This window comes from Microbulbifer aestuariivivens (genome assembly GCF_039545115.1).
Classification (GTDB): domain Bacteria; phylum Pseudomonadota; class Gammaproteobacteria; order Pseudomonadales; family Cellvibrionaceae; genus Microbulbifer; species Microbulbifer aestuariivivens.
In genome coordinates this window covers 1-12,146 of the sequence record NZ_BAABRT010000008.1, presented here as the reverse complement: position 1 = coordinate 12,146, position 12,146 = coordinate 1, and the positions used below count along the sequence as shown (strand labels likewise).

The window sequence follows — 12,146 nt, the reverse complement described above, 5'->3', positions numbered from 1 at the left end:
CACCAGAGAGATTTTTCTCCAGATTGCCAAGCAGTTCTCATGCAAACTTCAGGTAACTTCTCAATAGAGCGAGCGGACCCTGAGCCCGGCGCACTTCGGCAAAAAAACTCCCGCCAGCATGACCCCCGATGTTGCGACAACATTGGATTGGCGCGCGTGCTGGCAAGACTCAGGTGCCACTGCCGGCGGCTTAGCCCGCCGGCAGGAAGTCAATGGGATAAAGAATGGTGATGGTCGGCACGCCGGCCTTGGGTCCAAAGTTGAACCGCTTCACGCGGGCGACGATCTTGCTATTAAGGGCGGGAGAATCCATATCGGAGGAGTCCACCTGGGCCAGCGAAACAGACCCATCCGGCTCGATGGTGATTTTCAGCACCATACGCCCCTGCAAAGCCGGGTTGTTGCGCAGCTCGCGGTTGTAGATGCGGTAAAGCGCGGCCTTGTAACGGTCGAAGACGATCTGGATCTCTTCATCGGTTCGGGACGGTCCAACGCCCTCGCTGAGCGGACGATCTTCGCCGGCGAAATCTCCCTCGCTGCCGATGGAGCTCTCAACCCTGGAGAAAGCCACGCCGGACAGCTCGCTACCCGTACCGCCCACATTGCGGCTCAGGCTCGCCGTATTGATACCGCCACTGCCCGCTTTGGCCGCAGCGGTGATGAGTGAGCGCTGACTGCGATTTTCCTTCTTGCCTGCGGTGCTCAGCTGAGTGCGCTGGCCGAGACGGTTATCGAGGTCGTCCTCGATCAGGTCCTGGAAGTTATCCTTGAACGCCAGCACCCCGGAACGCTCGGCTTTCTTACGGGCAGCCTGTTTCTCCGCCTTGGTGGGCGGCGGTTCCCTCTGCGCCACCTGCTCCTTGGGCTGCGACTTTTTCTCCTCCTTTTTCTGCTCCGGCTGCTTCTGTTCCGGCTCCGGCGGCGGCTTGGGCTTAGCTTTCTTTTCCAGCACCAGCTTCGCCAGCCGCTCAGGGATTTCCACCACCTCGGTTTCCGGGGCCGGTATTTTCCACAGCGGCACCAGATAACCGAGCATCACCGCCAGGAACAGCGAAGCCAGCAGGCACAGACGGAAACGACGCTCATCCTCGCCACTCTTGTGCCAGGGCATAACCACCGGGCGCCCGTCGTTCAGCTCCAGCTCGCGGGTAATCTCAAATTCGTAGCGGGACTCTTCCGCCTCGCGGCGCAGCATATCGGCGCGCTCGTCCAGAGCGAGCACCTCATCTTCGCAAACCTCGATCTGCCCATGCACCCGGCGGCGCTGGTTATGCAGCAGTTCGAAACTGGTCTCGCGGGCACTGACCGCGCGATGAATCCGCTCGATGGTGCGCTCGGTCTGCGCGGAGCTATATTCATCGCCCCAGAAGAGTTCGCCACCGTGCAACTCCTCCAGTTGTTCCAGGCGCGTGGAGATTTCGCCGAGCAGGTCGTACTTGGCCCGCTCGGCATTCAGAGTCGCCAGCTTTGCGTCGATCTGCGCCTGTTCTTCCTTAAGCAGGGCGATGCGGCGGCGGACAGTCTCCAGCGCATCCTTAACGGCGTGCTGTTGTTGCTGAAAATTCGTCACAGACTTCTACTAACCCTGGGATGCTTTCTGAATAACCGCCAGCGAAACCTTGGTATAACCGGCATCGGTGCAGCTCGACATGACCTTCTTCAGCAAGCTGAAAGGAATGGTGCGGTCGGCGAGAATATTGACCTCGGGCGGCAGAGCGGAATCTGCGGCTCCGTCGGCGGACTCAGCCTGGTCACCGCTGCGCGCGACCATAATCGCCTTGTCCATTTCCGCCTGCATGGCCTCCTTGATCGCCGCGATCACATTCTCCCCGCTACTCGCCACTTCACTGGTGGCGATCACCGGCTTGGCTTCAACGAGAATCTCGTCAGCGGTCACCATCAGCGTCACCGTTTCACGGGGCTTGGTCTCCACCACCGAATCCGGCAACGTAATCACCTTGGGCGGGTCCAATGCCTCGTTGCTGGACGTATTGGTCAGCAGGAAGAACACCAGGATGGTGAAGACATCCATCAGCGAGGTCAGGTTCATGCCCGGCGTCTTGCGGCGACGGCTGCGGGCCATGCGCTTCATGCGTCGACTTTCTCTTTTCACGGCGCATCTCCCAGGGAAAGATCCGGAAACAACACGACTTTCTCAACGGCCTCTAAATCTGCCGGATCGGCATTTTCCGGGCGCACCTCCGCACTGCGAACGGCATCCATAATGCCAACCAGGTGCGCGTAGGGCACATCCGGCTCCATCAGGATCATGGCGTCGGTCTTGTCCGGGTAGCTGGCTTTCACCTCGAGAAGAAACTGTCTCAACTTCTTCAAGTCGTAGACTTTCTCGGTGGCACGCAGGTCGCTGGGCACTTCTCCATTGGCACCATCTGCACCATCCGCCGCTGCGGTTACTGCCGCCTCTGCAGGCCGTGATTCGTCCGGCTGCGGGTTGGGGAAACGCGCAATCACTTTTTCCCCGTCGCTGATTTCCAGCGTGTCCTTGCGAACCACAACCTCCACCGTCACCTTGGGTTCATCCGGTGCACCGCCTCCGGCGCCGGAGGGCATGTTCAGCTCCAAAATGGTGACCCGCGAAAATACCGCCGAGACCAGCAGGAACGGCACCAGCACCACCATCAGGTTCAGGAAGGCGGTAATGTCGAGCTCCGGAGCCTCTTTACTTTTTGCGTGGCGACGCCTTCTCATCACGCTTTTTCCGGTACTGGCTCGCCGTCGATCTCCTCAGCGGACAGGCTGGCGCCTTGGGCTGGCAAGGCTTCCGGATCGCCATCTGCTGCCGCATCGAAGTCCCCCTCCCCGGCCAGCACAGGCTGCTCTTCCGCCTCAACTTCGTGGCGACGGCGGGAGGACAGGGAAATAATGTTCAGCGCCTTCACAGAAACCATTTCCAGACTGTCGACAATTTCGCCGGTGAGGCTGGTGAGCAGCGCGTGAATAATCAGCAGCGGGATCCCCACCATCAAACCGAATGCGGTGGTGTTCATGGCCACCGAGATACTGGCGGACAGCAGATCGGCCTTTTCCGCCGGGTTGGCGTTCGCCACAGCGGTAAATGCCTCAATCAAACCCATGATGGTACCCAGCAGACCCAGCAGCGTGGAGATGTTGGAGAAAAGGGCAACATAGGGTGTGCGCTTTTCGAGCTGTGGAATAATTTCCATCATGCTCTCTTCCATCGCGATCTCGATATCTTCGCGGCGGCGCACGGCACCCTGGCGGGCCAGCCCCATAGCCAGCAGCTTGCTGACCCCGGAGTTGTCCTGCTTGACCAGATTACGGGCGCGGTCGAAGTCACCGGAGTTCAGGATTGGCTGCAACTTATCCCACATGGCGCGGTTGGTGTTGCGCTCGTATACCAGGCGGATATAACGCTCGATGGCCACCGCGCCCCCCAGGGCGAACACCACGAGAATGGGGTACATGAATGTACCGCCAGTCTGGAAGAAAGCGATAACGCTGTTAAAGAAACCCATTACAAACCCTCTTAGAAAAACTGCAGTAACTGCGCGTCAATTAAAATTCTTTTGTCTTTAGCTTTGTCTTTTACACAGAAAATTTCTTGCCCACTACGGAAACGAATCAGTCTTCAGAAAGACTTAAGCGGTAAAATTCCAGCTCGCGGGAAAACACTTCTTTATCCAGCGGCTGCAACTTGTCATCCATCAAGCTGGAGACCAACTCGCTCTCCACGCCAACCTCGGAACTTTTCCAGGGAACGATATACAGCGACTTCGGGGCTTCCTTGTTGCCGATAATCGAAATTCCGGAGAGGGACTTGACCTCGGTGTCGATTTTTTTCTGTTCCTTTTCTCCATTGCCGCTCTCCTGCGCCAGAACCACCAGCGGCGACACAAGCACAGTGAAGCTGAGCAGCAGAGAGGCCGCCCTGTATCGGTATGATTTGCACAATTTGCTCATTGAACCCTCCGCTTCAATCCCGCCACCCAGATCTCCACATCTTTATCTTCCGGGTCCAGCTGTAAATAACGCTCGAATTGTGCCAGAGCACACTGTGCGTCTTGCAGATAGAGATCACACAATATCCCAAAATTTTTCACCAGCGGTGCGTAATCCGGATGCTGCCGCTGTGCGCTGGCGAACAGCCCCCGGGCTTCCTCAAAGCGCCCCTGCCGGCGCAGTAGTACCGCCAGCTCGTTTGCCGCCACCGGGTGATTCGGAAACACCGCGAGCGCCTTGCGCAGAGATTCCTCGGCCTGCCCATCGTTACCCGACCGATAGTGTGCAATACCGAGATTGATATAGGGTGCCGGCAGGCGCTGTTCGCGCTGCACAACGTCTTCCAGCAACGCGATCGCCTCCGGGTAACGATCACCCCGTAACAGCTGCAGTGCCCGGTCAAAGTCGCGCTCCACCGCGCCGGATACCCGCACACTGGACGGGTCCAGCAGCTGCCCACCGGCGCGCTTGGGTGTGCCGGAACAGGCGGCCATCAGTGTGGCGATCAGGGTGAGCGAGAGCAATCGCAACAAAGGACCGGGAACGGAAGCCATGAAAAACCTTTTTATTAAAAATATTTTTATTGGAAATATTTTTCTTTAAGCACCATGCGCGTTCATTTTATCGCGCTTAACTGTTTTCAGCCGCACTACTTGCGGCCGCCTCGAACGCGCTCCCGGCCTTTTCCGGCTGCATTTCTGCTTCCGAGCCCGCTTTCTCTTCCGCTCCTGCGCCCACTCGTCCAGCCCGCGGCACGATGGAGGGCATATATTCCCCTACCTCTTCAGCCCGGGCGTAGCGCGCCGGAACCAGGCCGGCGAGCTTGCCGATACTATCCTCTACCCAGCGGTTATAAATTCCCATAGCCAGCAATTCGATATTCTTCTCATGCACAGAAATGGCCCGCTCCTCAAACGGGTATATCTGTTCCTCCAGCGCCAGTTCATACTCCTCCAGCTCCAGCGGCGAGAGATCGTCAGGCCGCTCGGAATCCCTTAGCGAACGGCTGAAGTTGAGATAAATCTCGGCCAGGTAGAAGGTTGCTGCCGCAGTGACATCGGCCACCTGATAATCGATCAGGCCGCTATACACATCGATGGCGGCCTTCATGCGCTGGCGCTTGAGGTTGAGATTGCGCTCGATCGGCGCGACCAGCGCAACAGAGGTAAATGACTCAAATTTGGGTTCCGCCAGCACCAGCGCCGCATTACCGGCCAGGTAGCGGGTGCGGTCACTTCTGCTCGCACCGCCCCGCCCTTCGAGGCGAACAATGCGCTCCAGCTGCGCGATGTACTGGGGTTGCGCCCCGGCCTCTTTGTGCAAATCCGCAATGCGCTGACGGGTCTCCAGCGCCGGCTCGAGCGGGGCCGGGAACAGTTTCACATAGCGCTCTAAAACCAGCAGCGCCTTGTCGCCGCGTTCCCCGGCTTTATAGAGATCCGCCGCCTGTATCAGCGCCTCGCGGCGCACAGCGTCGTCATCGGATTCGCGTTCAATGCGCTCGAACTCAGCGGCGGCCAGCAGCAGCTCGCCGCTCTCCTGATAAACAACCGCAAGCTTTTTGGTAACCTCACGGATCAGTTCGTGCTCGGGGAAGTGCTGGCGGAAATCATTCAACACCGACGCCGCGCGGGTCCAGTCTTGCAGCACAATCAGGGCTGCCGCCGCATCGTATTCGGCCGTGGCCAGGATCGAGGCTCCCGGTGCGAGATCGCGTATACGCAGGAAGTGGTCGGCCGCCTGCTGATAATTTTCCGCCTTGCGGGCCAGGTCACCCTGCTGGTAAACCGAAGCGGCCAGGTTTTCCACCAGTGCCGGGCGATCCTTCGCGTCCGGCTGGGTGATTGCCAGAGCCTGCCCGTAGGCCTGCTCGGCCTGTGGATAGGCACTGGTATCGAAGGAGCCGTGGGCAACCAGAATCCAGGCGGAGCGGCGAATCTCACGCTCCGCCTGCGGGAAACGCTGCAGCAACAATCGTCCATTGGCGATGGCCTGCTCGTAATCCCGCAATAAGTAGAGATCCTCAACCGCTCCCACCATCACCTGGGGCGCCTTGTCATGCTGCGGGAAGGTTTCCGCGAAGCGCAGTGAAGAGCGGATAATTTCCCGCTGCAGGGGCGCGCGCTCGGCAGCGGTGGCAACCTTTAGTGTGCTGCCAAGGTGCTCGCGGTAGGCATAGACCGCCGCATAGCCGGCCTCACTGGAGTTTTTGTGCTGGGAGTATTCGTAGGCGGTGCGCTCGTATTCTTTACCCGCCCCCAGATAATCCCGGTTTTCCAGCATCAGACCGGCGAACTGGTAATTGATTTCCGGCGCCCGCAGTTGATCCGAGAAGGACTCCAGGCAGGCCCGGTACCAGCGAATCGCCTCCTGATAATTTTCCGGCTTCTTGTCCTTGAAGCGCTTGTTTTGGTAGGCGGCGTGATAGTGGCTGGCCAGATCGATCAGGTTCGCCTGCAGGAATTCCACCACCTCCCCGTATTCGTTGATATCGAAAACATTCCAGTATTCCGCCTTGAGGGCGTAGGTGGTGGCAAATGCCTTTTTCGCGTCCAGCACCAGACGCGGGAAGCCCCCTTTCTTGTAGATTTCGATAACCCGCATGGAGAAATCCGCAGACTCACGATGCAGGGGGTTGCGCTCCACGAAGGTGTTATAGGCTTTGGCGGCGTCCTGATAGCGGCGCTTGTCCAGGTAGTACTCGCCGAGGTGGCGGTATAGGTGCGACTCATATCCCCGCGAGCCCTTGCGAGTGAAATAGTCGACAACGGCTTCGGCACCACCCAGGTAGGAGAAACTGAGACTGATCACGCGGAAGGTATCGTCCACGTGCTTTTTTTCCACCTTGTTGGTCTGCTGGCTCAGGTCGTAACCGTCGGACAGTTTGAAGTCCAGCATGGCGATATAGTCATCCAGCGCCAGCTCATACATATCCTGCTTGAACAGCGCCCAGCCGCGCTTGTACAGGGCCAGCTCGTGGAAACTGGAGGCCGGCCCCATATCGATCACCTTGCCGTAGGCCTCCTCCGCATCCAGGTATTTTTTACGGGTAAAGTAATACTCACCCAGGCGGAAGAAGGCCTCGTCCAGATGACGGGAAGCGGGATAGCGGGAAACCATCTGGCGCAGCACCGACACCGCTTCGTCCATCTGCCCCGTCTCCTCATAAGCGCGGGACAACTGATACATCACCTGATCGTTGCGATCGTAAAGGGGATATTTGGCCAGCAGGTTCTGATACAGCTGAATCGCCTCGCGGGCATTGGCCGCAAGCAGGGCCTCGGAATCCCCCGGCGCCTGCACCGGGGCCGTGTCCGCTTCTATTTCCACCGCGCTGCTGGCGCGGCGCTCAAAATCGCCATCGGATTCCGCCATAACGGCTGCGGCAACCGCTGCGCCAGCCGCGCTTTGCGTAGAGCGAACAGGCGGAGTGGAGGGGGTAACCGCTGCAGCGGCGCTCACAGGCGCGGCAAGGCGGGCGGACTCGCCCTGCCGGGCCTTTGCAATGGCAACCGGCTCTGGGGTTTCCAGTGGCCGGTCACTGCCGGCGCCCGCCGGCGGCTGTGCAGCCACCGCGCCACCCGCCAGACCCGCTTCGGCACGGTGTGCCTGCTTGATTTTGAGATCGGCGATACGCCGCATGGCCTCGGGAGTCAGGGCGCTTTCCGGGGTTTCCTGCAGATATTGCTGGTAACTGGCCAGCGCCTTTTCCAGGCTGCCGTCGATGAATTCTTCTTCGACTTTAATCTCGACGCGCTGCAGACTGCCGATGGTGCTGTCGCGATCAATAACCGCACACCCCTGCACCAGCAATCCCAGTGCAGCCAATGCCAGAATGCGACTGGAGCCCTGAGCCGTGGCACGGATGGCGGCGGTTAACGGACTGATCACAACCGGCCTCACGGTTCTCTCTCCCCGGCTGGCGCGCTCTCCTCGGCTGGCTCACTCTCCTCGGCTGGCGTACTCTGCTCGACTAATTCACGCTCCGCGGCTGGCGCGCTCTCCTGAACTCGCGCACTCCGCTCGCCCGCCGCATCTTCCTTCGCCGCCGCGCTTTCCCGAGCCTCCACGCGCTCCTGCGCGGGCGAATTCTCCGCTGGCGCATCCAGTTCCGGCGGGTTCTCCAGTGGCAGCGCTTCGCCAGCCTCCCTGGGAAGCGTTTCTACGGATTTCGCCGCACCTTCATCCACCATCTCGGCGGCTCTTTGCAATGACTCCACCTTGCGCTGATCCCGCCGCTGCTCCTGCAGCTCATTGGCGCGGTCATAGCTGTCTGCCAGGGCAAAACGGGCTTTTATCTGGTAATTCTCCAGCTGCGCGCGGCGGCGCTCCAGTTCTTCAATGGCAAGGACTTCCAGCATTTTGCCCTGGCGCGCCATCAGCATCGCAAGCCGGCTCTGGCTCTGCTTAAGGCGTGCACGCAGGTTGCGGATAGTGTCGTCGTAACCGCTGTAACTGTGCGTCGCCGCCTGGCGACTGCGAACATAGGAGTGGTAACCCTTCTGCAGCTTGTCGATCTCACTATTCAGCTGCTGCAGGCGCTTGTAGGCCTCGGTCAAGCGCGCATCGTACTCGGTGGCGAGCCGGAATCGCAGCACGCCCTGCAAACGCTCAAGACGCCGAAGGGACTCCTCCCCCACCACCTGATTGCGGGTGCGCTCGCGCAATTGCCGCAGGCTGGCCAGCATCTGCAGCTCACTGGCACGGCCGAGATATTCTGGCCGACGGGTGATCAGCATCTGTTCGATGCGGGCCGCAAACTTGTCCCGCTCTTCGATGCGCATCTGGATTCTGGCATCGAGCGCACGAAACTTCTGGTCAAGCCCCGGCAGCAGGGGCTCATAGTAATCGCGGCGCAGTGCAATCAGGTTCTCGTAGGCATTCAGGCTATCCAGCCAGCTTTCATTGCGTTCCTGCAGATCATTCAGGTCGCGATAATTGCGCAGGAATTCCTGATAATCGTTAGAAGCCATCAGGTCGAGCAGGTAATGGGTTTCTGGGGCACCGGGAATATCCCGCAGCATCACCACCCAGTTTTTCACCTGCTCCGCCTCTTTACGACGCAAGGCTTCGAGAAACCTGCCCTCGCGAACACTGACGATGGACTTCGTCAGGGTGTCGATCTCACTGCCGAATTTATCCAGGGCAAAGCCGTAATTCACCGCAGCGGTACTGTGCACGTCCAGCTTGCTGTACGCATAGGGCACCGCCAGCAGCGACTCCTGCACCGATTCATTGGTGGGCTGACGAGACTGCAACAGTTTCCAGGGCACCAGCGCCCGGTCATAGCGACCAGCCTGCGCTTCGGCCCAGCCGGCACCGAGGAGTGCGCGATTGGAGAACGGGCCCTCTAGGTGCACCCGGTCAAAATAGGGCCGCGCCCGCTCTGGCTCTCCGGCATCCATCAGGTAGGAACCGAGCAGCAGGTTGGCCTTGTCGTACAGCGCCTTCTGCGCGGGGTCGGAGCTGCGCTCACGGCCAAGCGCGGTCAGCTCGATCACACCACCCTGGACATCCCCCGACTTCAGTAGCGCGATACCCAGGTTGTACTCGACAAAGCCCTGCAGGCGAGACTCGCCTTTCAGATCCCGCAGCAGTGCCACCGCCTCCTCAAAACGCCCAAGCTCCATCAATACCCGCGCACGCAGGAAGCGCTCTTCCGAGGCCACCCGCTCAGGGACCCGGCCCTCGATCATCTCCAGGGCATGCAGGGCATTGCGTGGCTGCTGCTTGTGGTAGTGGATTCTGGCGAGACGGTAGGCCGCTTCATTTTTTACCGTTTGCGACACATCCCCCTTCAGTACCGCCGCAATGGCCCGGCCAGCCTCCCGGTGCATTCTGTACGAGAGTTCCAGGTCGCCAACGGAAAACTGCGCCTGCCCCAAATGGGTAGTGAAAGGGTCGAGCGCCGGCTCATCGAGCTGCCGGTACTGGTCCAGCTCGGTATCCAGACTGACGATGGCATCGAAGTAGCGCTCCTGATGCGCTTCAAACAGGGCGGCACCAAAAAAAAGATCCTCCAACGCCTCTGCGCCGGAGTCCTTGGCCACAGCGGCAGAACCCAGCATCAGTGCGGGCAGGATAAGTGCCGCTAAAGGCCTTGCGAGGAGTCCGGCGGTGCTTTTCCGCAGCGTCGGGGCGGGGGCGGGTCTGGCAGCCATGGTTACCAGTCCTTGAAACTGATGGCTGACTGCTCTCCCGCAATAGTGATCTCGACAAACTTGGGACCCACCCGCTTTTCTACGGTATGGCTGGCAGTGGCGCTAAGCGCCTGGCCGCCTGCTGACTTACCGAGGAAGCTGACCTGCAGCGGGTGACTTCCAGACTGCACGTTGGCCACGTATATTTTTTGTACGCCACCCTTGCGCAGGGCCTCGATCTCACGGTAGGTGTACAAATGATGCGCAACAACCTCGTTGTTGAGCTTCAGCTCCACCGACTCCAGATCAAAGTTGCTGGCTTTGGGGATGGAAACAAAGAACGCGGCCTGCGTATTCGAGGGGAAAAGCAGTTTTTCCTCAAGCCGGGCGAGCTCCGCGGTCAGCTCGATGACATCCTCCTTGGCGTCCTGAATCTGATCATCCAGGCCCCGGATTTCATCGCGACTAACCGACTGCGCAAAGGCGAACGACGTCCACAGCATTAAAAGCGCGAACTTGAGAACTCGTAACATTTTTATACCTCTGACCCTACTTCTTGCATGCAAGCTATGGCCTCAATGGATACCACTGCAGGGGAACAAGCTCTTACAAAGGGATTCTTCGTAAGCAGATTGTATTTCAATCCTTTTCGCGCCAGTTGTGAGGCAGGTCATATCTCAAGGATTCAAGCGTCACATTACCTGATAGATGAATGGTGAGCCACCCCAGCGGCTGAAGATGGTCACAAAGGCTGGAGAGAGAGGGATGGAGCCTAAGAGCTGCCAAACAGAGGCCGGCAGGGGCTCGATCGCAATGCCAGGCCTATCGGGGCAGAGCCGGCTAAACGCGCCGCACACAAACGCGAAAGCCCCGCAGTGCGGGGCTTTCCGGGTTGCTTCAGGCATGTGCAGCTTTGTTGCGGTACAAGCCCGCGCGGGCTGAGAGAGACTGAGAGGGACCCACAGGGCCTCTCAGAGCATCCCAGGTGCTCGCCCCCTCTTCCGGATGTCTTCAGATACCCCCAGAGTGTCAGCCCGCAGTGGCAGCTTCACTGTTGTGAGGCTCAGAGTAAGACTCAGAGTAAGGCTAAGATCCTGCCCCAGAGTCAGACCTGCAGCCAGCCTCCCGGAGCTGACCCCAAGGGCTTGCCGCCAATCTCTTGAGATCCAGGCTGTTTGAATTTTGACCACGCGGGTCATTAGGAGAGTGAAAACTCAAGGCAACCAGCCGTGATCTACTGGATGCTCCTGTTTACGCCTTCTTTCCTGCATATCGGACTCATCATAACCGCGTACACGCTGCACGTTCGGGGTATTCGGCGGCCGCCTCCCGGGTGAACTCACTTTCCAGCCCTTGCACAAGTTCCGCCCCCCATGCACAGGCAATGCCATCACCCCATGCAAATGCGGGCTCCACCCTACATTTTCCTGATATTGCCAGCGTCCCTAGCGATATCCCTTTGCACCCTTCAGATTTTGAATAACCCAATACAACAAAACGCGATAAGCGAATCCCTGAGTACACTCGGACCGCCTTTACAACCCGATCACTCACCAGCCCCCAATGCGCGATAGTTCCGCTCTCGAAATGTGCGGAAAACGCGCCCTGACAGCAAGCGGACAGATTTAGGTTGAGCTGGCGGGGCACGAATTCGCACGGACGCAGGATAAGATCATGAGCCGCAAAGATGTGCTGTCTTGCTGAGGGATTGCGCCAGCGAGACAGCTTAGGAGAAGGAATTACCGATTCCCTATTCACTGCCGGAAACCAGGCCTCCTAAGCGCGAGCCACACGGCTACTGAGCAGCGGGTATATTTGCAGGCCCTAAGCTTTTGGGAGCTTGCCGGCTTAACTTCAGGCGACACGGGCAAAGCTTAAAAACAAACTAAAAATGGGCTGCAGATTAAACAGCATCCCATTCCCATCAAACCATACTCTTTTAAGGGTATGGGTGTGGGTATGGGTGTGGGTGTGGGTGTGGGTGTGGGTGTGGGTGTGGGTGTGGGTGTGGGTGTGGGTGTGGGT

General features: G+C 59.0%; 9 protein-coding genes. All 9 read right to left on the bottom strand.

What is annotated here, in order from left to right; translation table 11 throughout:
• Positions 1–190: 190 nt before the first annotated feature.
• The 9 genes from ABEA58_RS06350 to ABEA58_RS06310 all read right to left on the bottom strand — a co-directional run bounded on the left by ABEA58_RS06350 (position 191) and on the right by ABEA58_RS06310 (position 10,654).
• Positions 191–1,570, bottom strand: coding sequence for an AgmX/PglI C-terminal domain-containing protein (locus ABEA58_RS06350; RefSeq protein WP_345549872.1), 1,380 nt, complete (start codon positions 1,568–1,570; stop codon positions 191–193).
• A 9-nt stretch (positions 1,571–1,579) separates the two neighbouring features.
• On the bottom strand, positions 1,580–2,113 hold the full coding sequence (locus tag ABEA58_RS06345; protein ID WP_345549871.1) for an ExbD/TolR family protein: 534 nt from the start codon (positions 2,111–2,113) through the stop codon (positions 1,580–1,582).
• Positions 2,110–2,709, bottom strand: coding sequence for an ExbD/TolR family protein (locus tag ABEA58_RS06340; protein ID WP_345550031.1), 600 nt, complete (start codon positions 2,707–2,709; stop codon positions 2,110–2,112). Before ABEA58_RS06340 ends, ABEA58_RS06345 begins: the two co-directional genes overlap by 4 nt.
• Positions 2,709–3,497, bottom strand: coding sequence for a MotA/TolQ/ExbB proton channel family protein (locus ABEA58_RS06335; protein ID WP_345549870.1), 789 nt, complete (start codon positions 3,495–3,497; stop codon positions 2,709–2,711). Before ABEA58_RS06335 ends, ABEA58_RS06340 begins: the two co-directional genes overlap by 1 nt.
• Before the next feature lie 106 nt (positions 3,498–3,603).
• Positions 3,604–3,942, bottom strand: coding sequence for a hypothetical protein (locus ABEA58_RS06330; protein WP_345549868.1), 339 nt, complete (start codon positions 3,940–3,942; stop codon positions 3,604–3,606).
• On the bottom strand, positions 3,939–4,535 hold the full coding sequence (locus ABEA58_RS06325) for a tetratricopeptide repeat protein (protein ID WP_345549867.1): 597 nt from the start codon (positions 4,533–4,535) through the stop codon (positions 3,939–3,941). The genes ABEA58_RS06330 and ABEA58_RS06325 overlap by 4 nt, the downstream gene beginning before the upstream one ends.
• A 76-nt stretch (positions 4,536–4,611) precedes the next feature.
• Positions 4,612–7,872: a tetratricopeptide repeat protein gene (locus ABEA58_RS06320; RefSeq protein ID WP_345549866.1), complete on the bottom strand. Its 3,261-nt coding sequence runs from the start codon at positions 7,870–7,872 to the stop codon at positions 4,612–4,614.
• Between the two features lie 8 nt (positions 7,873–7,880).
• Entirely contained in the window at positions 7,881–10,142 is a 2,262-nt protein-coding gene (locus ABEA58_RS06315; protein WP_345549865.1) for a tetratricopeptide repeat protein, read from the bottom strand.
• 2 nt (positions 10,143–10,144) lie between these two features.
• A complete protein-coding gene (locus ABEA58_RS06310; protein WP_345549864.1) occupies positions 10,145–10,654 on the bottom strand; it encodes a hypothetical protein in 510 nt (169 codons plus the stop codon).
• Positions 10,655–12,146 lie beyond the last annotated feature (1,492 nt).

Coding starts and splice junctions, on each gene's coding strand:
- ABEA58_RS06310 (WP_345549864.1), bottom strand. CDS start 10,654: ATGTTACGAGTTCTCAAGTTCGCGCTTTTAATGCTGTGGACGTCGTTC.
- ABEA58_RS06315 (WP_345549865.1), bottom strand. CDS start 10,142: ATGGCTGCCAGACCCGCCCCCGCCCCGACGCTGCGGAAAAGCACCGCC.
- ABEA58_RS06340 (WP_345550031.1), bottom strand. CDS start 2,709: ATGAGAAGGCGTCGCCACGCAAAAAGTAAAGAGGCTCCGGAGCTCGAC.
- ABEA58_RS06330 (WP_345549868.1), bottom strand. CDS start 3,942: ATGAGCAAATTGTGCAAATCATACCGATACAGGGCGGCCTCTCTGCTG.
- ABEA58_RS06325 (WP_345549867.1), bottom strand. CDS start 4,535: ATGGCTTCCGTTCCCGGTCCTTTGTTGCGATTGCTCTCGCTCACCCTG.
- ABEA58_RS06335 (WP_345549870.1), bottom strand. CDS start 3,497: ATGGGTTTCTTTAACAGCGTTATCGCTTTCTTCCAGACTGGCGGTACA.